We start from the raw sequence: 24794 nt of genomic DNA on the forward strand, positions 1-24794 counted from the left end.
CGGCTTCTTGATTGTTTATTCAGAGGATATAAAGCTGATTTTCCCTTTCCATTTTTTGTTAGATGAAGGGTCACTTTCTTATTGCCTTTTTTAGGTTTTCTGGGGATCAGTATTTTCAGGATAGACTGAATGTCAATGATCTATGCGACTTTTCAAACTGTTATAACGTCAGACTTCATATAATTTGTTTTTGACTGACCCTAGAAAATAAAACAGCGGTAGGCCAAGGATAAGAAAATAAAATCCTAGGCTGTCGCTGTATCATTGGATTAACGTGTTCCAATAGTTCAATGACAAATATTTATGCTGGTTTTTATCTCGACTTAAAGTGACGAAGTCGCTGGCTGCGATTGCTAATATTCTTTTGAAATAGCTATACCTAGTCCCTTACGAATTGCCTACATTAGAGGGGCGATATGTCCATTTTGATTTTCCGCAAAATAAGAGTGAGCTTATGCTTGAGTAACATCAACACGCTATGCAAAATGAAACTTTTTCCATAATAAATCGTCTATACTTCTAATATGAAGAAGAGGTGAAAATGATGAAAAACCTGTCAAAAATTATGTTGTGTAGTGCTCTCGGAACGATGATTGCTTTAGGAACGGCTTATGCAGGATCTAATTTGAATTTACTTATCAATGGACATGGCGTTGTGACGGAAAAGCTGGATCTTCAAGTCAAAGATGGCAAAGTGCTTGTTCCTATCGATCGTCTTGCGGAAGAATTTAAAGGCAAGGCGGTCTACGATGCTGATAAGAATGAAGTTCAAGTGACGCTGCCGGATTCCGCTCAACAAGCGATTCAGATCCAACGTTTGGAAGCGGCGCTGGTCCCCTCTACAGCAAAAGAAGCCTTAGATACTTGGGTCAAAGGCATTCAGACTCGCAATGGAGCGCTGCAATTCGCTGTTTTCTCGCCTGAACTACGTTCCAAAACCAAGAAAGAATTCGAAGATTACAAGTGGAATACGGGCGGCTCCAGTCCGCATATGTCTGAGATCGATAAGCTCAAAACAAAATCTCTGAATAAAACGACGACTCAGTTCTCATTCGATTATGGCCTTGTTGCTTCCAATTGGGAAGGCAAGGGCTCTGCGGTTGTCACCGTACAAAAACTTACATCCAAAGGTTATGAAGGTTGGTTTATTACGAATATTAAAATGAAAGACCCGAGCGATACAGGTATCACGATCGGTATCGAACCGTTTAAGAAATAATTGATCCCAATATGATATATCGAACTAAAGCCCTGACACCCTGTTGTCAGGGTTTTATTTATAATCAAGCTTATAAGAAAATCAAACCAAGCGATTAGGTTTTTTAATACAATGACTGCTATTGCAGCGGAACACAGGGGATATTCCTTTGCTGGTAAGCTGATATCCTCACGCCGACTTGGTGGATTCTAATACTTAAGAAAACAATAAGGGAGCATAATGAAACTATACAAAAGACAAATTTGCGTTGCGATTTTTTCAATAAGCATGTTTTGTATAAATTTAGATCCAACATACGCTAGCATTCTTACATTATCTGCTTAGTTATCAAAAAATTTTGAATTTGTTTCATATGGTAGGTTTCATGAGATATAAAGAATTCTGTTAAGTATGTTCCAATAGTGAATCCCCGATCTCCCGGGTAAACTACAGAAAATTGATTGTCTTCCAGCTTCATTAAATTATTTATCATTATTTGGCGATTCTTAATTGTTTCTTCGATGATTTCTTTCTTATTTCTTCCCTCTCCATAAATAATGGATTGTTCATTAAATCCTAAATAGTCCGGATGTTCTCTTAATTCAGGAGATTTACTTTTTAATAAATTTGGGAATGTGACGTTATTAAAATAATCATCCCATTTCATGATATGGGTAATAACATCATGAATTCTCCATTTCCCTTCACCAAGGGGTGAAAACCATATTTCATCCTTTACGTTATCTAAAGATCCTACGAACGACACAAATTCATCTAATTCAGAAATTAATTGTAGTCTCATTTTCTTTCCCCTTTGTAAATTCATCTAGGGAAATTATACCACAACACAAGAATGTATGTTCTGTTTTATATTCTAAATCTTCTTTTATGCACTTGCACTGGTATCAGTATGCATGACATCAATCTCCCTTGGATAGCGCTTCTATCTTAGGAAAATCGATTTGTCCAGCTGCTCTCGCTTCTCTGCATCTCAGTTGCCAGTCGGATACTCTTCAGCCGCCAACCGGATCGAGGGGCGAATGCACCAATCATGAGTCACGCTTTCCTCAATGAAAACAGAATATAGATCGATTCAATTTCATGGAATTCTTCCAAAACCCACGAGGTTTTAGTTAAAATTCGCTGCAACCCCTCCAGCCCAAGATAGCGGATTTGCACGCCAATAAACTCTGTAAATCCAAGGTATCCCGGATTTACATGCGCCCGATCAAAAATTAAGGAACCCGTGACCCGGGCATCTGCTGGGGAGGTGGTAAACAAATGGTTTAGATTCTCAATGATATCTGAATCCGAACCGTACTCAAATAGCCCGCCCTCCGATGAACAGAACTGAATCCATCCGGCTCGTTCCAAACTCAACTTCAGCAGTTCCTCTGGTTGGCTCCAATCATAATGAATGATATTGAGGGTAATGTCCAGACCATAGAAGCGTTCCCCCGGCTGCTTCAGAACATCGATGCATCGTTTTGCGAAATTGGGTCCGTAGGTATCGATATCTAATATGTTGATCTCAATCTTCCGTCCCTTGAGTAGATCCGGATCCGATTCCTGAATTAGAATCAGAGTGTTGATACTGTCGGTTGCCGCACCTCCAGCGATATTGAAGAAGCAAAGGTTCCGTTCAGGGAATTGTTTGAGTTGGGGCTGCAAAATTTTCGATTGGTGCCGGCAAAGATCCCTCAGCCTGATCCGAAGTCCCATAAAAGAGGTTTGCTTCACCGCCCATTTGTCCCGGAAGCCTAATTTTATCCCCCGGCTTAACTCGGGACCAAGTTTGTACACCAGGGTACGCATGCCGCTAAGATATGAATTGTCAACACTCGACATTTTCACAAATATGTTCTGAATAAAGCGAGGCATCTTCTTTAATGATTCAATACTCCGGGCTGACTTGAGACAGTTCAAATGATACGCCTGTTCATCAATACTTGCGTTGAAAAGGGGATGAGTAATATCCAGTATAGGTAATTGAGTTTCATTCTCGAAAACTGCATAGGGAATGCGCTGATCTTGATTTGCCTTCATCATTTTCAACCCAAGTTCGCGTTTGCTATACTGATAGCAAATATCGTGGTTTTGGGAGGATAGTATGAACGAATTAGAGCAGATTGAACAGAAGTACAATTTTACGTACCCGAAACTATATAGACAGTTGTATTTAGACGGTATGTTGGATTCGGGCGGAGAATATGGGCAGGATTGGAACGCAAAGTATTATGCCAAATTAGCCCAAAACCCGCCTATGCTGTTTTTCGGCTTTGACTTTGAGTTGCTGAAATGGAACAGTATCGTTGAAGAAATCGAAGCATTCAAAGACCCTAACGATTATCGTCAGACGAAACCAGAGTTTCAGTTTGTTCCATTTGGTCGACAAAAAAACGGAGATTTGTATGTGTTCCAATTTGATAGACAAAACGGTGAGGATGTACCTGTTACGTTGGTTTACCACGATGATATTACCGCTGTTGTTTTGGCGAAAAATTTACAGGATTTTATTTTTCGGGACTTGCTTGAAGATTTAACGAGTATGAAGTATTCCCATACAGCAAGTGGCGATTTGAAAGTCAATTCTGTCAACCTATTAAGAACACACCGAAAGTATTTAAAGCATAGTCAAGTTGAAAAGTTGGAAGAAATATATGGTAGAGATGTTCTTGAATACATAGAAACGACCTCAACAGGGCTTGAGTTGCAACTGGAAGGGTTAATCTCAAACGATGAATTAGAACAGGTGTTAAAACAGGAGATTAATTTCGACGCGCTCGACAACGAGTTTGAGTATTGCAATTCATAGACACGCACAAGACGTCAGACCATCTACGGGCTGACGTCTTCGCTTTGTCTTTCCGATTTGGTTTATAAACATAGAAATGCTGTTTCGAATTGATTAGCGCAGGGGAATCGTGCTTTCTTAAAGTCTTTTCATAATATCTTTCTTCTTCAGACCATTCTTTTTAGCTTTTGCATGCCAAAAAGAGTGTGTCGCTGCAAATCGCCAGGCAAAGCGTGGGAAATTGGGACTGAACAGCAAGGATTCATCACTTCCCTGCGAATGTATATTTTTTGCCAGTCTCTCCATTGCCCTTCCTAGATTTTTTAAAGGGCCCTGGCCAAGTGGTACCTTTTCGATAAAACCCATCATTTCACCAGCGCCTTGTCCGATTCCTTGTCCAAAATGAAGGCCGGATCGTACACACCAATTTTTGATGATTTCAAGAGCAATGCAAGTTTGCTTCCCCTCATAAAATCCATTGTTTACAAGGGCATAAACGTAAATTTCCTTTTTCCGTTCTGCTTTCATATACCCTTCAAGCGTAGTCAGCATCCTTAATAAATGCGAAGGTATTGCATCGAAGTATAGAGGAAATGCAAAAATCAGTGTATCCATGTGGCAAAGCTCGATGTATTGCTCATCGGTAAGCGGTCTTTTATTTATGGTATAGTGTGATATCTCATGCTCGGAGATTATCAGGGGTTCAAGTGCTTTGAGCATCCTGCCCGAATTGCTCTTTCCTAACTTGGGGCTTCCATTTATCATAGCGATTCTCATTATATAACCCCCTTGATTGTTTGCAAGCTGTTATGGAAATACATCTTGTTTCCTATGGAATTTAAGTTCACGCTGTTCGCTGCAACCAGAGCTTTTGCGGTTTCCTTTTCTGCGTTGGTTATGTCATTTCCATAAAAATGTACCGATAGAGTGAATTTGTTATCATACCGGAATCGGTGATGGGTTTCTCCATTTTTGATTACGAAATAAGGAAGAAGATATGGTAAGCTCCTATCCACAATATTGCACACAAAGGGGCTGTAGCTCCCATAAACACATTTACTGATGATAACCAGCTCATTGCATTTTGAAAGAAGTTCGCCCATATTGTCATAACCATCCTTTATAACGCATTCTCCCGGTGTTCTGATCCAGCATCCAAAGCAACCAATGCATTTACGGATTGTGCCATTGTCTGATATAACCGTTACGTCTGTATTTGGGTTATCATACAACGCCATGAATTCTTGTTGATTCAAATCATGGATAATCATTTTCATCATTCTATCTCCTTAATACAATTGTTTATAAAAACATGAATCCAGTCCCCGGAATATCGAATACCCTGATTGGTAAGCAGCGAGGCTATGCCGTGTACCATTGACCAAAGAACAATCAATTTTTCGGAATAAGCTTTCTCTGGCAATCCTATGCTGTGAAACATTTGATACGCCGTTGTCCTGAATAAAGCAAATGGCGGATAATCATTGGCGTTATCATTGTCCAAATCAATGGTTAATCCTGAGTGATAGAAAAGAAACTGAAAATATTGCGGATTTTCAATGAAAAAAGAAATATAAGCCTGCCCTAGCAGCGAGGTCGCTTCGAGACTGTTTTCCTGTCCACGAATTGATGTACGCATCTTATCCATAAATCGCTCCGTTACATGCTCGCCCATAGCATATATCAGCTCGTCTATATCTTTAAAATGACTGTATGGTGCGGCATGACTGACGTTGCATTTCGCTGCGACCTTACGCAGGGAAAAACCTTTTAACCCATCTTCATTAATAAGCCCTATCCCAGCTTCGATAAGTTTATTTCGCAAATCACCGTGGTGATATGGTTTTTCTTTCATTTGATATATACTTCCTTTCACATAACTTGACACTGTAAAGATCATAATAAACAATCTTTACAGTGTCAAGTTGAACTTTCGAATCCCTCTTTCACTTCCTCGCGTATTAATTTCCGATAATGTTCATGTATTCACGGAAAACCCCAGCCTTAGATTGCTCTTCAGGCTGGGGCTTTGATTGATGTTGCGTCTTAATGCTAAATCAAACGTTTTTCGTAAAACACAATTGTCATTTTATCGTTAACTTGCACTAATTCCCCTGTCTTTTGATAACCTAATTTTTCATAGAGATAACAATTCCCCTGCTCTTGTAATATGGTATCCAATTCCCAAATTCGCGCATCGTTATATATATCTTCGATTATAGAAAATACCTTGTGTGCAATTCCTTTCCCTTGATGCTCAGGCAAAATAAATATTGGGCTGACGCGATAGATTTTATTCTCTTTCCTTACAATTCTAATTGCACCTATTGAAATATTTGAACTTTTTATAATGTAATAATCCGTAAACGATTGATTTAATCGATCAATTATTCGTTCCACAGATTCATTAGCAGGGCTGGTTTCATAATCTTGATATTTATGTAACAACGGCATAAATGATTTAATTTGCATTTCATGAATCATCGATGCTTCATTAAGGCCTGATTTGAATAACGTGATGTCCATTTTATTACTCCTTCCGGATGCCTTTGAATGTCTTTAATTCATACCAATATATGATCAAGAATAAGATACTACCTGGTAAAAACGTAATAAAATATATCCATTTAGGTGCAAGTCCTGTCGGAGATAAAATACCTCCACACATTATAATGAAACTAACTAAAGATCGAAGCCGAAAGTCTTCCTCTATATTCATTCTTCAACATTCCCATTATTACCAAGGACTCATAATTTTCTTCTGATTTAATACATTCCCTCAACAAGCCTTCTACCTTAAATCCGGCCCACTCATATACGTGTCTTGCTCTATTATTATGTTCTTTAACATCCAACCAAAGCCTATGCGCTTTAAGATGATTAAACACGTATTCTTGTATCAGCTTCATTGTTTCCTTCCCATAACCTTTACCCTTATCACCTATATTAATTCTAACTATTTCAATACAACCGTTTTGATTTGATATTCCTGATAATATTAAGTATCCAATCTTCTGACTATTTGAGTTCTCAACAATAATATATAAAAAATCATCGCTTCCCAATGCATCCTGGTGTTTATCCCTGGTCCAAGAAATAATATATTTCTTGCTATCTGGATGTTTTTCTAATGAGATAATGAAGTCTAAGTCCTCTATTTTGGCTCTCCTAAATTGAATGTTTTTCGATCTTATTAAGTACTCTAAGGTCAAATCATATCCTCCTATCATATTTAGTAGCTCTTTCACAAGTTTTCACACTGAGCCTTCTTCGATTTGCTCAATCAGACTCATCAATTCCAAGAGATCGGACAGTTCTGCAGTCGGGTTCACCTTCATCTGCTTCAACATTTCTTTATCGGATCGATAAGCTATAAACCTTATCCCTGCACTAATAGATGCCTTTCCATCTATCCATGAATCGCCTATAGAGAGCCATTCATTCGCTGAGTTCTTAAATTCATCCAACACTCGCAAATATCCATCCGGTGAAGGCTTCAATGATTTCATTAACTCCCTACCAATAATGAAATCAAAATATTCATAAATACCATTATCTCTTAATGCGATTTCTGCAGCTTCAACAGAATTATTTGTTACAATTGCAAGGTGATATCTACCTTGAAGTTTATTAAGGATCTCCACTGCACCGGGCTCCAAGTCTGCCCCCTGCATTCCACACACTTCATGTTTCTTAGCAATATCCCACATTTCATTTCGTAACACTTCAGTCATTCGATTCGTTTGTATTGCTTCTTCAACAATAGTTGATGTTGTATGGTAATCAAGATTATATCCAGCGGGTAGGATCTCTTTCGATACGAGAAATTGATAGGTTTCATACTTCATGGCTTGGAAGTCAATTTTTGAGCTTAAAATCGTATTATCCATATCAAATACAATGCCTTTTAATTGATGCCTCATAGGATACCTCATTTACAAGATGTGTTCTTAAAAAATCAATCACATTTTCAAAGGCGCTTTGAACTTGTAGGTCACTAAAGTTCTGATCAAAAACATGATCCGCTCCTTTTATAGTTATTAGCTTTGTAGCTACTCCCTTTTCCTTTAACTTCTTGTGCATTAATACTGATTGTTCGTAGGGAACATCTGTATCTTGATCACCATGTAGCAATAATGTTGGGGGGAAATCTACCGTTATATTATTGATTGGGTTATATTGAATTAATTTAGTATAATCATGTTCATTATTGATTCCCGTTACTTCTTTTAACCAGACACCGTGCTGCCGGCAATATAAATAATAATTAAATCGTTCCCATTGGCCATTCGTAACTTCACGATCCCCGACATGCTGACAGGCTGTATAAAGTGAATCGATCACTTTAGGTCTAATATCAATTGTTCCAATTAATAAGCTGAGATAGCCACCAGCTGAACTCCCCATAACCGCAATATTACTTACATCGAAATCATACCATTCGATTGCTTTCGTTCTTACCCAATTAATTGCGTCTTTTATGTCTTCTATGATTCCTCAAACCCAGTTTCAGGAGCAAGTCGATAATCAATATTGATTATACTAAAGCCAGATCGTCTGAAATATTCAAATTGATCGGAGGATAACCATGATCTTGCCCCAAAAATTAACGCCCCTCCATGAATATACAAGATCACCGGAGAATTCCTACCTTGATAATAAATATCTGCACTTATAGAGCAACTATTTACTTCTTTATAGATCTTCGTATCTTTCATGACTTTTTCCTCCTTTCGATCTTACGCCGCATTCAGCTATCTACCGTTCTTGTATTCACGAAAACACCCCAGCCTTAGATAACTCTTATCTTAGGCTGGAGCGTTTGTCGTCTGAGCACTTCCATGATTATACATCTAACAATCAAGAGACGTCACTGTCTCATATTCTTTGATTAAGAATCTTTCGTTCCAATGATCATCTTTATACGTTCTCGTTCTTCGTTCTTATCCAGGTACTCAAAAAATCCAAGACGATTTCCCCAAGGATCTGTAAAGGATCCCCATTTGACTGGAACCTCTGGTCTTGAGTAAATTTCAAAATCATCTATTTCTAACACACCAACAAGCCTATCTTTTTCAGCTTCAATATTCGTTGTCCCCAAACGTAATGATCCATTTCCTTCAGTAGGTATTCCTTCTGCAATCTGTAACCAACATCCGGGAATCAGTTCCCACTCCGCAAACCCTTCATGTGGAATAAAATCAGGCTTTCTATGTAAGAGTGTTTCATACCACTTCTGTCCTTCTTCCATGTTTGATACCCGAAATTGAGTAGTCATCTCAAAAATCATTGTTAGCTCCCTCCCAAATACCATTAAAATAACTTTTTTACCATATGTACTTCATACTCATTTCTATCAAATTCTTTATACTCGTTTTTCTTATAAAAAGAAATTGCATCGTGCCAGGAATTTGTCGTTTCTAACACAATTCTCTTGAATCCTTTAGCTTGTGCTCTTCTTTCAATCTCTTTTAACATTTTTTGAGCTATTCCATTTCTTCGATATTCTTTTTGTACTGACATTCTAACAATTCTTCCTGTATCAACCTCTTCACGAATTAATGCACCAGTGCTAATAACTTTTGCATTTATTCTGCCAACCAAAAAGTGATTTCCTCTACAAATATAATTAAGGACGATTTCATTGAGATCTTGATTTAATGAATCATCCAATGTTCCAAATCTCTCCTTTAGTCCAGCTAAAACAATATGTTTAGCATGTTCTTGAGTGTCTTTACTTACTTCTTCGATTACAAGAGTTTGATATTCTTCTTTCAATTGAAATCTCCATCCTTGAATTGCTTGAATTGAAATAAATTGAATTTCAGATAACGTTGTAGTATCTACGAACCCGAGAGGCTTAAGAGAGCTCATGCGACCGAGCAGTAGTTGGTGCAGGGTTGTCCTGAGTCTGCTTCTCCGAAAAATGCCTCGGGCAGACCTGTAATGTAAAGTCATTTCCATCTTCGATCAGACCCAAAAAACATCATTTCTATCTATCTCTATTAATTGTTTCTCAAAGTCTTTATTTGGTTTAATATCATCAATAAAATGCCATTTTTTCTTACTGTCTTGCCAATAGACCTTCCAATAAGATTCTTGTAGCCTTAATTGAGCAATTGGATATTCAAAACGTCTTCCCATGTATCCCGGTCTTTCTTGGCTTAATGTTACTGTATCTCCCCTAAACTTATAATGAATTTCAAATTCATTCTTTAAATGTTCGGGGATTTTCTTTTCGATATAGTTTTCAAGTATTTTTTCAATTCTCTTTTTAGTAAAAGCATCCAGCATTTTGATCACTCCGTTATTTAATTATCAAGCTATTGTTTTCTCTTAGGGTTCTTGTTTCTATGAACTCGAGTGTCTTAAAAGAACTCATCGACTGGATCCAACGGCTCGGATGATAATCCCTTCTTAGTCATTCATGATGAAAACCCAACCTTGGCGTACATATGTCGCATCCTTTTTAGATAACGTTATAGTATTCACCATGTTCCTTCACCTTAAGCCGCAATGCGGTTAGGTAGTGGAGAGATAGCTGTCCACTGATTACGCTTCCTTGTTATTGCCAATTACATCACCGAATCCACATCTAACTCCGGGTGAACCAAGGGTCGCATGGCCCAAAGTGTGAATATTGTGTTAGACGAACCCACTCTGACTCCGCTTTCAATTTCATTTGCTATTCATTTAATTGAATTGCTCCCCACATGTTCCCATTGAGATCTACGAATTTAAGAACCCATCCGAATCCTTCATCTTTATAAAAAGTAATTTCAGCTCCAATTTCTTTCAGATAATCATGGAACTGATGAATTTGCTTGGTGTTGTAGAGCAATACAGGCATCTCTTGTCCATTAAATATGAAGTTAGCACTTGTTATCTCATTGGTTTCCCACAACATTAACATTGGCCCTTCTTCCAATGTTAAAAAGGCATGATGATGCTCTTTAGACTTTCCTGATAATTTGAATCCAAGGTGCGATACATACCACTCAATTGATTCATCCAAGTCTTTGACTGGAATTTGCATGTGTTCTAACTTTGTTAGAAAAGCAGCGTTCATCCTCTTCACTCCTAAAATGTGGTTTTATCTAACGTTTTGTATTCACGAAACGCCCCAGCCCTAGAAAGCTTATATCTTAGGGTGGGGCGTTTATTGTCTGATCGACTTCCATGATTATACATCTGATAACCGAAGGGCGAGAGCCCTGCAACGTGAATACAGTGCTATATGATGTGTGTGATATTCTTTCAATAAACAACTTGACTTTTTTTAGTAGAGATATATTACAACTGATAGAAAAATGGGAATAATGATTGCTTTTACTCTACTCATTATAATTCATATTCCTGTATATCCTTTTTAAGTATCCTGAACGCTTTGTTACTTGGAACAATTAGATAGCTTTAAATATTCATGCTTCAAAATACTCATCATTATACGATCTACATATTGGCCATTTTTATAGACTTCGTCTCTTAGTATGCCATCCTTCTTGAAACCAGCCTTTTCATAAGTCCGAATAGCACCAGGATTATCAGCATCTACCGTTAAATACACCTTATGAAGGTTTAAACGCTCGAACGCAAAACCCAGGACAACACCTGTCACTTCTGTAGCGTAACCTTGCCCCCATACCGTTTTGTCCCCAATCCAAATACCAAATTCAGCATGCTTGGACCAAGGATGGATGTTAAACAATTGGGTACTGCCAATCGCGATGCAGTCTTCTTTTATTATGGTAAAATAGACAGCTGATAGATCTGTTTGTGCGAACCTCCGTGTACGTTCTCTGACCACTTCAGGTGTTAGGGGCATACCACTCCCTGATGGTAACGTTCGGTTAACTACAGGATCAGACAGCCATGCATATCGTTGTTCCCAATCCTCTTCAACAACAGGCCTTAATGTTACTCGTTGTCCGTATAGCATATTTCCCCTCCGTGTACCTGGATTGGTACATATTTTAGCCCACAATTATCCGAAGTAAAGCCACGCCCACCTAAGATTCAACTGTAGTTATATTTCACCTTTTTTCACATCTGCGTACAAGCGTTCCTATACTGGAAATAAAAAACAAATCCGACTCTATCATTCCCTCGAATATCGATTTTCGATCTCTTGTTTAAATACTTCTATTGGCTTGGAGTAATTAATCGGTTTATAAAAACTATCATTATTCCATTTATTTAGCTCAATATAATTTGCAAAATCGAAACTTATATTCTGCATTATTAACACTACGTCATTCATTGTGCTTATTACACTTCTGTTATTTGTGGTTGTAAATATAATATCTGCACAATCATTCATATATTGATTTATTCTTGCCTCATCAAGGTTTTCACTAATTAAATAGTCGGTTAATTCTTTCAAAAAGATATTTTTTAGGTTTTTATATTGAGTACTCCTTACTCCTACTATCGTCAAACTAAGTCTTGATAAATCATTCATAAAGATAAGGTGCTTTCTCCTATTTACTACAACTACATTCGCATGCCAGCTAAAAAAAGAATCAGAACTGTCTATTTTTGTTATTGTTCTTTCAATTTTCAAGTCTTGTAATAATTTTTTAGTCCCTCTTGATCACAAGCACAAAAATCACCTCTATTTTTGATTGATTTCAATGCCTATTTAACATATGGGTACCCAATCTCTTCAAGATCATCTACAATATCTGCTATCTCTAGATCTTTATTAAGTTGCTTAAGCACACTATTATCTATTGGTTCTAATTCAAACATCCTTCTAACTAGAGCTAATTCTAAATCAATTTCATAATACTGAGATGCCCAAGAATGATAATATTCGGCCCCACCTAACAAGATCTGTAATAAGCCACAATATTCTTCACTATAATCCTTACTACCCAACCACTGTTCTTTCTCATATTGAGTCCAAATAATAAATGTTGTTTCTTCAAATACAAACGCTGGCTCATTTAAGAAATCACGAAATGTGTCAGGAACCCCGTTAAATATTTTTTCTATATTATTTTCATTATTAATCTCATATTCTTTATCGAATCCTTTAATAATCAAACCGTTTTTATTGAACAATGCAAAGTAATGATCACCTCCTCCATCTCTCATTGACCCCATCTGTTCGTTAGTATCCCACTTCGAGTTGAAGGAATAATATCTATACTCCCACTCCGGCATTAGAATTGCGTCTAGCATTGCAGCTGCTTTGAAGATACTCCTGCACTGTTCTATTCGAGGAAGTCCTTCTATACAATAGTACTTCTGATCTTTCACATTAATCATCTGCCTTATGTTTACGATTTTTCATAACGTTCCATTTATAAGTCATTTCCATATATCTATCTTGCAGTTCTATACCCCCTCTTCTCTTATTGAGCTTTTGGTCTCTTTATCAATCAAATCTATTTCGAAACTTATGTTACTATAGCCATCAATTACTTCTAGTATCGAATTATTAACAAAATAAAATATACTTTACAAAATAATAGGTTTGTACCTCATTGCTTTATCGACTATCTCTTCTGGGCTATATTCGATATCACTCCAAAATATTAAATCTGAGACCTGTGGATCTGGCACATTACTTTCAAGTAAATTCATCATCTCATCTATTTCGTGCTCTGATCCTTCACATTCCATAATTTCCCTTACGAGATTAATCAATTCATCTCTACTTAATTTTTTGGTCATTCTTTACCTCTCAAATAAAAAGTTCTCTATTATGTTATCTGCAGTCTGTGTCATCCCCGAAATGCTCCAGAAACTTCATTTCATTCTCTTTATTAAATTCATTTTTTTTATTTCTTCTTTTTCCACTGGTTTTATGTTTTGAAAATAGTCCGTTCTTATTAAATTATTTATAGTGTTCAGTATTTCTTTTTCATTAACTGTCTGAACCAATATTATGTTTGGTTCGATCTGATAGTATCCATACTGTTTAATTTCTTCTTCAAAATCTTGAATCAATCGTATTTGATCATACACGTTTATATGAAATACATCATCTTGAAGCTCTATATATATACATCACTTCTGTATCCTTTACTTTCAACTTCCCAGATACTGCGTTCACTATCATCTAGATAATACAAATTATATGCTTCCATGAGTTTGTCCCTTTTGTTTTATTTGTCCTTTTACTTATTAACACAGATTTCACCAAGCGTCCTTATTCACGAACCCGAGGGGCTTAAGGGTGCGCATGTTTTTAAGTATAGTAAGGTTATAATTTCGCTATAACCTCGTCAATGTTATCCCATTCATAAATTAATTCATTCAGAACATTTCCCCCAATTATTATCTGAGTTGAATCACATAATTTAGCACCATAATGTTCATAAAAATAGCGGGTCTTGTTATCTTCTAGAACATCAACAAAAATGTTTTGATATCCTAAAAATTTGAAATGTAGAAACAGTTGTCTGAGTAATTCTTTCCCTAAACCTCTTCCGTGATATTCCTTAAGTATGTATATAGATGTTAAGTCACCTGAATTAGGAACTGTATTTGTTTCTCTCTTACCACAAGCTGCAAATCCAATAATTTCTCCTTCTGGGTTCTCTACTAGAACTACAAAATCATCTTCTTTTTCAATGTTTTTGATCCATAAATCAGTTCTTTTTTTATATGATAATTTTGACAAGAAATCATCTGGGATAACACCTTTGTAAGTTGTTCTCCAACTATCCACATGAACTTTTGCAATTCCTTCTGCATCGTTTATCGTTGCTTTTCTTATTCGCATAATATAATCACCTCTTAGGATTAATTAATGCAGATATTACAAACACTTATCCATAACTATATATAATGAGTAGTAACATCTCTTCTGTTGAAATTTATTCACGATGATTTCTTATAACCTTTTGGCATCTATGCCTTCCTGATATACGTAATAATCTTTTTTACAAAATCAGATCTCAAAATATTGATATCTTATCTTAAGACCTTCTTCCATCTCTTCTTTTTCTTGAAATTCGACATTCATATATTCATAAATTTTTCTCCAAAATTGAATTGCGGGAATATTATTAGATAGTTGGCCTATTGCATACCTTCCAGGACATTGTTGAAATAAATCTTGAACAGCCTGTTTCCCTAAGCCTTTCCTACGATATTCCTTTAAAATGAAAAACGAATTAATCAAATAATCATATCGTTCTGGATTCGTATATGGAGAGCTTTGAAGTAAAATGAAACCGATAATATCATCCTCATGCTTAATAAAAAATGGAAATAAACCTTCCTTCTCAAAAAACCATTCAAAAGCATCAAATTCAAATAAACCACTCTCTTGATTAAATTCCTGTTCTTCGTTAAATTCCGATAAGTCATGAAGAAACAATGTCATCAGGTGTTTTAAAATTATTTTCTGATTCAACTCAACTTTGACTACTGACATCTCAGATTCACCTCAATAATAGGACTTCAAGAATTTCCTTCTTCTAAGTATAACTTCGAAACCTCTTATTGGAAATATAATCCTCACAAAACAAAAGGGCACATCCACCTACTTATAATGGATGTACCCCCAATATACATAACTTCCTCGATCAAATCCGGTCATCTAGATGACGGTACTGCAACCGATGCGTCCCTGAACCGAGCGTCGTTTCATATTCTTCAACAGGCTCCCAGATCTGGTTGTCGATTCGCAGTGTCGCAGTCGTATTGGCTGGAATGCTCACCGTCAGTTCGACCATACCATCCTCCAGCTTCCACTCGATCACAATTTCGCCGTACGCCGTCTCCCGCTTCACTCGCAGCCAATCTAGCCCATAACCGAAGTTCGGCTGCAAATAGAAATGCTTATAAGCAGGCTGCGCCTCATCGATTTCCAAGCCGACGACATAGCGGTACACCCACTCGATAATGGAACCGTAGGCGTAATGGTTGTAGGAATTCATACTGTCATTCCATAGCGAGCCATCCTCCTTAATGCCGTCCCAATGCTCCCATATGGTGGTTGCGCCTTTCTTGATCGGATAGAACCATGACGGATAATCCTCTTGGAATAATAGCTTGCACGCAAGCTCGTGATGTCCCCATTGACTCAGGACGAGGTTCAAGTAAGGTGTCCCTAGAAATCCGGTCGTCAAATGATCCTTCTCTTGCTTCAACAATTCCACCAAGCGCTTCACAGCGCGTTCCCTCACGCGCTCACCAGCTAGATTGAACATCAACACCAGCACATGTGCGGTCTGCGTATCAGATGCCAGCCTGCCATTTGGCGTGATGAACTCATCCTGCAGCGCTTGAAGAATATGCCCGTGCAAGCTGCTATAGTACTGAGCATCCTCCACTTCGCCCAGAATAACCGCAATCCGCTGCAGCAAGGAGGTCGAATATGCATAGTAAGCAGTCGCTATAAAGCTCTTATCCGTGCTGCCGTCATAGGTATCGGGCTTCGCATCCAGTGCAAGCCAATCCCCCAAATGATAGCCGGTATCCCATATATACTCGTTGTCACCTTGCTCGCGTATGTAGTCGATATACCTTTTCATACTATGATAGTTCTGCTTCAGTATGGACTTGTCCCCATAGTGCAAATAGTGCACCCATGGAATAATAACTACGGCATCCCCCCAGCCAGCCGAAGTATCCCAATCGAAATCCTCCCACTTGCTGAAAATATCCGGTATCGTAACCGGAACGGCGCCATTCTCATGCTGCTCCAGACGAACATCCTTAAACCACTTCGCGAAGAATAAATTGACATCCATTAGATGTGCGCCTGTACCGATGAAGACTTGAGCATCCCCCGTCCAGCCAAGCCGATCATCCCGCTGCGGGCAGTCTGTTGGCACATCGAAGAAGTTCCCCCGCTGCGACCATTCCACATTATGATGGAGCTGATTCAGCAGCCGATTCGATGTCTCGAAAGCAGAGGCCACAGGCATATCCGAATGCAGCACCACCCCTTCGAAATCCTCAAACTTCGGAGTTTGGAACAAGCCGCTGACCTTCACATAACGAAAGCCTTGATACGTAAAATGCGGCTCATAGGTTTCCTCCTCTACCCCCTTGGCGATATAGACGATCTGCTGTTTCGCCTTGCGCAGATTACCTGTGTAGAATACTCCGTTGCTGTCCAATATCTCAGCATGCTGTAGTACAATGTGAGCGCCAGCATAAGCATGGCGAACTGTAAAACGAACCCAGCCCACCATATTCTGACCCATATCAATTAACCATTCATGGTTCGGCAGCTTCGTGATTGTAACAGGCTTCAGCCGTTTCGTGACGCGAATCGGCTCATTCACTTGGGCCGTTAATATGTATTTGGCATGGTCAATTACTTCTACACACGCAGAGGATCGATGAACCTGCTGTTCTAGTCGCGCATCATATACTTCCCCATCATAGATTTCCGACATCAATATCGGTGATTCCGCAACTGTCCAGCTCTCATCCGTAACAATGATTTCTTCAGTTCCATCCTCGTACCAAATATGAAGCTGTGCGATCAATGCCCGCCGTTCCCCATAATTGTTGCGGCCGCTGCGCACCGTGAGTCGCCCTTTGTACCAGCCATTGCCGATCAGTACGTGCAATCTATTATTGTGCCCCAACTGCTGTGTCACATCATAGGTCTGATATTGCAAATGACGATCGTAGCTCGTCCAGCCTGGCGTGAAGTAGCTGTCTCCGATACGCTCCCCATTTAATGAAGCTTCATATACTCCTAGACTACTTATATAGAGTCGTGCCTGCCGTATCGGCTTATGAACAGCAATATCTTTCTCAAATGACATTACCTGCGTCTGTTCCTGTGGAGACGCAATCCAGTCGGCAACCCAGCCTTCTTCAGCTTCCAATCCTGTCTCCCAATAAGCCAAATCAGACCAAGCTGATGATTCACCATATTGATCCCACACGCTTACCCGGTAATAGTAACGTGTCTCTGGCTCTAGCTGCAGTTCTTCTAATGGAATACACAGACACTGTTCAGACTCTACCCTCCCTGTATCCAGCAACATAACTTCGAAACTATCATCCAACGCGACCTGAATATGATAAGCAGCCTGCAGCACGTTTCTACGATCTGAATCTAACTGCCAGCTTATCGACACCATTCCTAATTCAATGCCAATGGGATTCTCTTTGTTCTCACACCGTACCTTCTTCACTATGAGCATAGTCGTCACCTGATTTCATGGAGTAATAGAAACATAGTACTGCTGCATATTTCCATAAATTATACCTTCAAGTCAATATATTTGGAATAACTATTAAAAAAAATCTATTATTATTGAAGGAATGTGCTAGCTGCCATTCAGCCTTTTCTCATGCTCCGACCTTTCATATGCAGCAAAAAAGACGCGTCATTGCCCCAAACCCAGCTGCGCGTCTTCTCCAACATTTATTTGTATAAGCCATGATCCAGTCGCAGTCCATATCTCACTTCTATTTCCCATTGCTCGATCTCCAACTTAAGCTCGCCGATCAATGCAGCTCATCCGCATGATGATCATCTACTTCACCTGCTTCCGCTGCAGTTAGAACATGCAGTGCATCAGCTGTACGCAAGTCTTCTTCCTCCATGTACCAGGGTGGTTCCACCGCAATTGCAGAGTTCGTCTCGCTTGCGGTTCCATCCCACTCAGACTGAGTACTCTCAGCCTCCTGCTTCGGCATTGAATTCACAGTCCGCTTCGCAAGAAGCTCCTCCTTCACTTCCGATGCCAGCTCTTGATTCCGCACCCACCGTGCAATAATCCCGTTCATCTCACGCGCTTGCTTCGTCGGAATTTGGTGCTTGGCCCCCTTCAGCCAATACAAATGATAATGCGGCAAATATCGCTGCAGCTTAACCGCATAACGATGGAAACCTTTGTCCTTCTCGCCATAAATCAGCAGCATAGGCGCCTGAATGCTCTTCAGCTGCTCTGTGCAGCGATGCTTCAATGACGCTTGATAATATTGCTTCCAATTCGATACATCCCCACGCATCGCCGTACGTTTCAAGTTCCGGTATGTCGTCCGGCTGTCGGCATTTCCGAAAGAGATAGCCCACGCAAGCAATGACTTGGCTCTCATCGCCGTCAGTGCGATCGCAAGCGCAATTCTTCCTCTTAGCCAATAATCGCTTGCTTCCGCCATCGTACTCACAAGAATGCCGCCCTTGAATCGATGCGGATGTGATAATAGCGCCTGAAGCGCTACGGCTCCGCCTGTCGAGTAACCACAAATATAGGCCTGCTTAATGCCAAGCTCGTCAAGCAGCTTCACCATATCTTGGACAATGAGCGGATACGTAATGGTTTCCTTGGAAGCATCACTCTCCCCATGGCCGCGAATATCGAAGGTGATGACTTGATGAGTAGACGATAATTGCGCCGCTTGATATCGAAAGTTGGCCGAGGTCAACAGTGGCGGATGAATGAACAATATGGGCGTACCTGTGCCATACGTATGGTAGTGCAAATGAATTCCATTGATAAGCCTCTTGGGCATCAGTCTCACCTCGTAACGAATATAGAGGTAAAGATACCCTTTCTTTGCTCGATCTATGCACATTTGCACGTATACCCGCTGTTCAAGAGTACGCACAAAGCGAGCCAACATGCACAAACGCACAATTAGTCTCCCACCCATATTTGTGCATTTTTCTCACGAGACAGTACAGGTGTACAGACTCAATTCCAAGTTCCCCAATATAATGTACCATCTTAACAGAAGGAGTTGTTATTCATGACATGTCCTCGTCCGTTCTGCCCGCCAGCAGAACCAATCGTATGTCCGCCAAGACCAGTAATTCGTGATTTCTTCCATCCTCAAATACTGCCTATCATTCATCCGATCGAAGTGATCAACCGTCATCATTGCTGCCCGATTCCAAAGCATGTATTCACGGTTGTCGAAAGAGAAGAAGTTGTAGGCCCTGTAGAAATCAGAAGCGTGAAAAATGGCAAGCGTACTGTTGGCACTCGCGGCGTTCGTCCAAAAACAAAGCGCAAATAACATCACAATCGTCTTCACCTGATTTTCTAACTACGCATCTTCCTATTTGACAGGTTTATTGTCAAAAGAGCCGGTTCACGGCTCTTTTTTTTATTGATTCCCTATTGGACATGCACAATAACATTGCCACATCGGTACATGCTTTTAGCGACAACGTCCTTAGATTGGATTTGGCTGGGATGCTCCAGCAGTTTTGGTAAATGACCTAATCTGGCCGAAATGCATGGCTTCATGACTTAACAAGAAGAAGAACATTTGGCTAGCCTTCGTAAATTGAAGAAAAGGATTGACCAAGTCGAGATCCCAGTTTCCCACAATTCGCTCACAGATCATATGACGCTGTGCCTCCAAATGGGTGATGATCTCCGCCAGAGCAGGAGCATCCCCATTCCATTGCGAAGGACTTGTTCCATTGGCGAAATAGCCCACATAATGTTCAGGCAAGTGCTTTTCCTTAAAGACATTCTGGAAAATTCCTTGATCCCATGCCACAGCAAGGTGACCCGCATGCCAACGGATAGAGTTATTGCACCCTGCTGGGATCGTATCGACAATTTCCACGTCTACCTTATTCAAAACTTCGATTACCCATCCTCTCCAAGTTTGGAAACTATTTAGCACCTCATGCTCCAAATGAACTGCTTCCACAATACTTCACTCCAATCTGAATAAAAGAGTCAACCCTTCTCCTTACATATATCGCATTTGCCGTTATTTCAATGCCTAAAATTATGAATTTCCATCGAATTCTTTCCTAAGCTTTCCTAAAATCGATCGCGTGTTACTCCCTTGTGTCTCACATCAATATATCCAAGCTGTCCTGTGTGAAATTCATTCGCGCGGCACAAAAGCATGGGAGTACAGCGTTATTGAATCCTGCTGATGAAAAAAGAAAGAAGACAGCTGTCATCAGCCGTCTTCCACCTTGGTACGATCATCGGTTGTTTATTCTGCTACTCATGTGAACCTTGTGTTTGACCGACCGCCGTAATGCAGCGGAGCACAGCCGCTGGGAACTCGCGCGGTTCGAAAAGATTCAATATGCTGCACAGCATCTGCCGCTACGCATCTGAATCTTTCTCGACGTGGCCGACAAGGCGATCCAATCTTGCAATTTGGAAGCCGTATTCATACATGGCCGCGGCAACAATGGACAACCTTAGCATCTCACTGCCATCTTGGGAACATAGCTTCATCGTGATCTGCATGAACCGCTCATTATCTTCCTCCATCTTATCCAGTTCCAAGCTGTTCGGCTTTACCTTGTCTTCGAACTTCAACAGTACATGCTCATGACATTTAATCAGCATTTCCAAGTGTTGATCGAACAATTGATTCGTCTCCGGCTCACGAGCTGCTTGGAAGTAATGTTCATCGATAGCTTCCAGCACCTCAATTCCGCTGCGGAGCGTATGCAGCAGCTGCTTATATACTACCAACTCGCGTGAGCGGCTATACTTCGCTCGCTTCAGCTTCTTCGTCTCTTCTTCGAACAGCTTATACTTATCGGCGAGTACCTTCAGTGAATCCACCAGACTTTGCTTCTCTTCCTGGAACACGGATTCCTTCATTTCATCCGAGATGACGGTTCTCAGCAGCAGCGACATTCGACTGAAGCATGATTCAATCAACGTAATGAACTGTGCCTTCGGATTCGGCGGGAAGAACAAAATATTAATAAGACAAGCAGAACCAATACCGATCAATATCTGCGCGAAGCGAAGCAGGGCGAAATCCCATTGACCTGATGCTTCCATAACGGCAATGACGGTCACGAGCGTCAACCCTACTGTCTCTTCCATTTTCATTTTCAGACAAATCATAATGACCAGTACGCATACAATACCGACGGCAATCGGCTCATGCGAGAAATACATCCCTGCCAATAAGGCGATTGCAGCGCCCAATGTATTCGTCTGGAGCTGTTCAAGAAAATATCTCCATGAACGATAAATCGAAGGCTGCATCGCAAATATCGCGGCAACGGCGGCGATGACCGGGGTTTTGAACTGGAATATTTGACTAATGAACAACGCTAGCGTAACCGCAATCCCTGTCTTCAGCACTCTGGCTCCGAATGCCATCCCTCAATCCCTCCATTTCTGCTAGACGGCACTCACACTCCCTTATTGTATACACGAATCCATCCAGCTTCAAGACAAGGTAGGCGGCTAATAAAATGGATCACGCCTAAATATTCTGCTCTGTTGTTGTTTCTTCGCCCAGCACCGCAGCGATAGTCGACGCAGCTGCTTCTGAATGCGATAAGGGAAAATGATGCCCGTACGGCAAGCGAACTAGACGCTCATCTCCCTCGAGTAAGGCAGGCAGCTGATGCAGCCTCTCCTTCTCCCCCCATACGATTCCTACGAGCGTACTTGCCAGCTTTACTTCTTTGGGCGAAGTCATCGTTTTCGGCAATTGATGATAGATGGCTTGCATGATAGAAGCATTCGCATTAGCAATCCGAGGAGAACGAAAACTAGCCTTCATTCTTGACACATACCCATGTGGAATTGACGACGCATGTTCGAACACTTCCTCGCGTAGCATTGCCTTATTCATTAACGAAGCAGGCATGTGCTTCAGCATAAAAGCTGCAAGTGTGCGTCCGCGGCTGATAAACGCCCTTACAGCACCACGCGGCCGCTGCAGCACAGGCTGCAGCATAATCAGCTCCTCCACACTGCCATGTAACCGAATGGCACATTCATTCGCTACCCACGCACCATAAGAATGACCTATCAGGGTTACGGGCTCTTGAAGCTGAATGGCCGCCGCAACGCTGTCCACAATGCCCGTTGCCAGATTTCGGTCAGCCCCACCAATTGAAGGTGAGCGACCGAACCCCGGCAAGTCAGGAACAATTAGTGGACGGCCCGTTCGCTGATACAGTTCAGCTGCCAACGGAAGCAGATCGTCTGCTTGACTAAGCCAGCCATGCAGCAGTACAATCGGCACTCCGCATCCTTCCCTTATCCACGCAGCCATCGAACCGAATCGACCTCTGGCGAAGCTTCTCCCCCCTTTGTCTTCCGGAAATGTGAGACGGTAATCCATATCTGCAATAGCAAACGGTAATATGTCTCTGCAATCCAGTGGTGTACGATTCGAACCCTGACGTATCGAACTCTGATGCAGCAGTTGCTTCGTCGAATCATTATTGAAGCTGCGATCCGTTACGAACGCCAATGATTGCGACGGAATGCCCGTCAGTTTTTCCCCACCATATCTCATAATGGCCGATAGCAACCGGATTGGCATAGACATCACTGGCGCTCCTACGTGGAGCTGCCGAGCAATTTCGCGTAATAGCTCCTTCATATTTGGTTGTTCGGCCTTATCACCAACAAGATTGTATGTTGCTGATTGATGAGTTGAATTCGCCTGATCCCTAGCCAGCAACACAATAGTTTCTGCGACCTCGTCATTCGTTACAAGAGGCAGCCAATAATGCTTCCCTCCTGGAACGACCGGCATCAATCTGCTGCGAACCGCCTTCACTAAGATCCCAAGGCCATCCAGCTGCGGCGTACTTCCAGTTGGCCTAGCACCAATAACGGTGCTAGGATTGACAACAGATAGCGAATAGCCAACGCGAGCAGCCTCTTGACGAATCCACAGATCCGCCATGAACTTCATACGTTCGTAAGGGGCAGCATCGGGCGGCACGAACCGACTCACATCATCAATGGAAAGCCCGCTAACATTCGTGTCTTGTTGAAAGGGGCTCATATAGCCAACTACATGAATGAAGCGTCGAAGTCCCTTGCTACCATGAATCTCTTCCGCTAACCGACTTATTGCCTGAGCACCGTGAAGGAAGGTTCGCTCTGCTGTTGAACTTGATTGAGTAATCTGCATCGCTCCACCGGCATGGATCAATACATCAGATTGCCTCGCTAATTGCCAATCCTCCTTCTTCAATCCCAGACATTCCTGCTCCAAATCCCCCTCGATGAACACAATACGGCTTCTTACCGATTCTGAATACTGCTGGAACAGCTTTTCTGCTCGTGTCGCGGAACGTACGAGAAGAAGCAGCCTCTCATCACCATCCTTCAACTGCCGGATTACCTCTCTCCCAATAAACCCCGTTGCCCCAGTAATCAAGATCGTTTCCTTGTTGTACATCATGTTATTGCCCCCTCTGATAATTAGTACTACTCAGTTCTAATTCACGTCAAAAAAAAGCCTCGCCTCAGCGAAGCAGTTGAAAAAAATGTGCAACCGTATGCCGGACACTCGGCAGGCTTGGTTCTGTATCACCTAGCAGCAGTGCCCCTTCTATCGCGGATAGCAGTACAACTGCCAATCCATACGGATGATGATGGCTTGCAATCTCTCCGCATGCTCTTGCCTGCTCGAACATCCGCTCGAACAAAGGCAGCTGCTGAGCGAAGAATTGTCCGATCTGCTGCCGAACCTGAACCGCATCAAGCGGGCTCTGCATGAATAACGACATGAAGGGACATCCCACTTGAACATCACACTGCTCATGCTGCTGCGCAGCAGCATCCACAAATGCCAGCACCCTCTCTTCTACGGTTAGATCGCTTCGTTCAAGCAGGCTTTCTAGCAACTGTTCATATTGTCCCATCCAATAGACGAGCACTGAACCAAGTAGTTCCTCTTTGCTTTTGAAATGGTAGTAGATGTTCGACTTAGACACATTGCTCGCATGCATAATCTCATCCATGCTCGTATAGGCATACCCTTGGCGCAAAAATAGCGCTGCAGCCGTGCCAATGACTCGATCTCGATTCGATAATGGTGGTATTCGTTTTCTCTCATTCATAATTAGTACTATACAGTACTAAACCAATATTTACAACCACTATTCACGGT

Annotated in this window: 28 protein-coding genes and 1 pseudogene; 3 read left to right on the forward strand and 26 right to left on the reverse strand. The window is 41.0% G+C overall.

Translation table 11 applies throughout. The annotated features are described in order from the left end of the window. Window positions 1-544: 544 nt before the first annotated feature. On the forward strand, window positions 545-1219 hold the full coding sequence (locus M3661_RS15575; protein ID WP_251486578.1) for a hypothetical protein: 675 nt from the start codon (window positions 545-547) through the stop codon (window positions 1217-1219). Between the two features lie 307 nt (window positions 1220-1526). Here the strand turns inward: M3661_RS15575 and M3661_RS15580 are convergent, their stop codons facing one another. After that, on the reverse strand, window positions 1527-2000 hold the full coding sequence (locus M3661_RS15580; RefSeq protein ID WP_065294173.1) for a DinB family protein: 474 nt from the start codon (window positions 1998-2000) through the stop codon (window positions 1527-1529). 254 nt (window positions 2001-2254) lie between these two features. Beyond that, window positions 2255-3244 (reverse strand): hypothetical protein, encoded by a 990-nt coding sequence (locus tag M3661_RS15585; protein ID WP_311279585.1) that lies wholly within the window; start codon window positions 3242-3244, stop codon window positions 2255-2257. Between the two features lie 64 nt (window positions 3245-3308). Here M3661_RS15585 and M3661_RS15590 point away from each other — a divergent pair, with 64 nt between their 5' ends. Then, window positions 3309-4013: an SMI1/KNR4 family protein gene (locus M3661_RS15590; protein ID WP_251486580.1), complete on the forward strand. Its 705-nt coding sequence runs from the start codon at window positions 3309-3311 to the stop codon at window positions 4011-4013. 117 nt (window positions 4014-4130) lie between these two features. Here the strand turns inward: M3661_RS15590 and M3661_RS15595 are convergent, their stop codons facing one another. The 20 genes and pseudogenes from M3661_RS15595 to M3661_RS15685 form a co-directional block, all read right to left on the reverse strand. Beyond that, a complete protein-coding gene (locus tag M3661_RS15595) occupies window positions 4131-4769 on the reverse strand; it encodes a flavodoxin family protein (RefSeq protein WP_251486582.1) in 639 nt (212 codons plus the stop codon). Beyond that, entirely contained in the window at window positions 4769-5272 is a 504-nt protein-coding gene (locus tag M3661_RS15600; protein ID WP_083189621.1) for a flavoprotein, read from the reverse strand. The genes M3661_RS15595 and M3661_RS15600 overlap by 1 nt, the downstream gene beginning before the upstream one ends. After that, window positions 5269-5847 carry a TetR/AcrR family transcriptional regulator gene (locus M3661_RS15605; RefSeq protein WP_065294177.1) on the reverse strand — a complete coding sequence of 193 codons (579 nt, stop codon included), beginning with the start codon at window positions 5845-5847 and terminating at the stop codon, window positions 5269-5271. Before M3661_RS15605 ends, M3661_RS15600 begins: the two co-directional genes overlap by 4 nt. A 197-nt stretch (window positions 5848-6044) precedes the next feature. Then, on the reverse strand, window positions 6045-6518 hold the full coding sequence (locus M3661_RS15610; protein ID WP_065294178.1) for a GNAT family N-acetyltransferase: 474 nt from the start codon (window positions 6516-6518) through the stop codon (window positions 6045-6047). Between the two features lie 152 nt (window positions 6519-6670). After that, entirely contained in the window at window positions 6671-7204 is a 534-nt protein-coding gene (locus M3661_RS15615; protein ID WP_251486584.1) for a GNAT family N-acetyltransferase, read from the reverse strand. 42 nt (window positions 7205-7246) lie between these two features. Then, a complete protein-coding gene (locus tag M3661_RS15620; protein WP_251486586.1) occupies window positions 7247-7915 on the reverse strand; it encodes an HAD family hydrolase in 669 nt (222 codons plus the stop codon). Beyond that, window positions 7884-8486 carry an alpha/beta hydrolase family protein gene (locus tag M3661_RS15625; protein WP_311279586.1) on the reverse strand — a complete coding sequence of 201 codons (603 nt, stop codon included), beginning with the start codon at window positions 8484-8486 and terminating at the stop codon, window positions 7884-7886. Before M3661_RS15625 ends, M3661_RS15620 begins: the two co-directional genes overlap by 32 nt. Next, a complete protein-coding gene (locus M3661_RS15630) occupies window positions 8480-8710 on the reverse strand; it encodes an alpha/beta hydrolase (RefSeq protein ID WP_251486588.1) in 231 nt (76 codons plus the stop codon). The genes M3661_RS15625 and M3661_RS15630 overlap by 7 nt, the downstream gene beginning before the upstream one ends. Window positions 8711-8883: 173 nt before the next feature. Next, window positions 8884-9282: a VOC family protein gene (locus M3661_RS15635; protein WP_251486590.1), complete on the reverse strand. Its 399-nt coding sequence runs from the start codon at window positions 9280-9282 to the stop codon at window positions 8884-8886. A 23-nt stretch (window positions 9283-9305) separates the two neighbouring features. Beyond that, window positions 9306-9770, reverse strand: a complete 465-nt coding sequence (locus M3661_RS15640) for a GNAT family N-acetyltransferase (protein ID WP_065293224.1) — start codon at window positions 9768-9770, stop codon at window positions 9306-9308. A gap of 192 nt (window positions 9771-9962) precedes the next feature. Next, entirely contained in the window at window positions 9963-10286 is a 324-nt protein-coding gene (locus M3661_RS15645; protein WP_065293225.1) for a DUF3024 domain-containing protein, read from the reverse strand. 391 nt (window positions 10287-10677) lie between these two features. After that, a complete protein-coding gene (locus tag M3661_RS15650; RefSeq protein WP_251486592.1) occupies window positions 10678-11061 on the reverse strand; it encodes a VOC family protein in 384 nt (127 codons plus the stop codon). 321 nt (window positions 11062-11382) lie between these two features. Next, window positions 11383-11931, reverse strand: coding sequence for a GNAT family N-acetyltransferase (locus M3661_RS15655; protein ID WP_251486595.1), 549 nt, complete (start codon window positions 11929-11931; stop codon window positions 11383-11385). A gap of 159 nt (window positions 11932-12090) precedes the next feature. Then, window positions 12091-12567 (reverse strand): annotated as a pseudogene (locus M3661_RS30795) (DUF6933 domain-containing protein); the annotation flags it as partial. Window positions 12568-12629: 62 nt separating this feature from the next. Continuing rightward, window positions 12630-13256: a hypothetical protein gene (locus tag M3661_RS15660; RefSeq protein WP_251486598.1), complete on the reverse strand. Its 627-nt coding sequence runs from the start codon at window positions 13254-13256 to the stop codon at window positions 12630-12632. 201 nt (window positions 13257-13457) lie between these two features. Continuing rightward, window positions 13458-13673, reverse strand: coding sequence for a hypothetical protein (locus M3661_RS15665; protein ID WP_251486600.1), 216 nt, complete (start codon window positions 13671-13673; stop codon window positions 13458-13460). Window positions 13674-14205: 532 nt separating this feature from the next. After that, window positions 14206-14727 (reverse strand): GNAT family N-acetyltransferase, encoded by a 522-nt coding sequence (locus M3661_RS15670; protein ID WP_251486603.1) that lies wholly within the window; start codon window positions 14725-14727, stop codon window positions 14206-14208. Window positions 14728-14895: 168 nt separating this feature from the next. Then, on the reverse strand, window positions 14896-15384 hold the full coding sequence (locus M3661_RS15675; protein ID WP_251486606.1) for a GNAT family N-acetyltransferase: 489 nt from the start codon (window positions 15382-15384) through the stop codon (window positions 14896-14898). A 151-nt stretch (window positions 15385-15535) separates the two neighbouring features. Then, complete coding sequence (locus M3661_RS15680; protein WP_251486609.1) at window positions 15536-18121, reverse strand: alpha-L-rhamnosidase; 2586 nt, start codon at window positions 18119-18121, stop codon at window positions 15536-15538. 307 nt (window positions 18122-18428) lie between these two features. Beyond that, window positions 18429-19439 (reverse strand): alpha/beta fold hydrolase, encoded by a 1011-nt coding sequence (locus tag M3661_RS15685; protein ID WP_251486612.1) that lies wholly within the window; start codon window positions 19437-19439, stop codon window positions 18429-18431. A 237-nt stretch (window positions 19440-19676) separates the two neighbouring features. On the opposite strand from M3661_RS15685, the gene M3661_RS15690 reads away from it, so the two are divergent. Then, window positions 19677-19946, forward strand: coding sequence for a hypothetical protein (locus M3661_RS15690; protein ID WP_021254928.1), 270 nt, complete (start codon window positions 19677-19679; stop codon window positions 19944-19946). A 159-nt stretch (window positions 19947-20105) separates the two neighbouring features. Here the strand turns inward: M3661_RS15690 and M3661_RS15695 are convergent, their stop codons facing one another. The 4 genes from M3661_RS15695 to M3661_RS15710 all read right to left on the reverse strand — a co-directional run bounded on the left by M3661_RS15695 (window position 20106) and on the right by M3661_RS15710 (window position 24744). Continuing rightward, window positions 20106-20594, reverse strand: a complete 489-nt coding sequence (locus tag M3661_RS15695; protein WP_251486614.1) for a DinB family protein — start codon at window positions 20592-20594, stop codon at window positions 20106-20108. A 413-nt stretch (window positions 20595-21007) separates the two neighbouring features. Then, on the reverse strand, window positions 21008-22030 hold the full coding sequence (locus M3661_RS15700) for an FUSC family protein (RefSeq protein ID WP_065293236.1): 1023 nt from the start codon (window positions 22028-22030) through the stop codon (window positions 21008-21010). Between the two features lie 106 nt (window positions 22031-22136). Further along, window positions 22137-24083: an alpha/beta fold hydrolase gene (locus tag M3661_RS15705; RefSeq protein ID WP_251486617.1), complete on the reverse strand. Its 1947-nt coding sequence runs from the start codon at window positions 24081-24083 to the stop codon at window positions 22137-22139. Between the two features lie 64 nt (window positions 24084-24147). After that, a complete protein-coding gene (locus tag M3661_RS15710) occupies window positions 24148-24744 on the reverse strand; it encodes a TetR/AcrR family transcriptional regulator (RefSeq protein WP_251486620.1) in 597 nt (198 codons plus the stop codon). Window positions 24745-24794 lie beyond the last annotated feature (50 nt).

It is taken from the genome of Paenibacillus sp. MER 180, assembly GCF_023713665.1.
Taxonomy (GTDB): domain Bacteria; phylum Bacillota; class Bacilli; order Paenibacillales; family Paenibacillaceae; genus Paenibacillus_B; species Paenibacillus_B suaedae.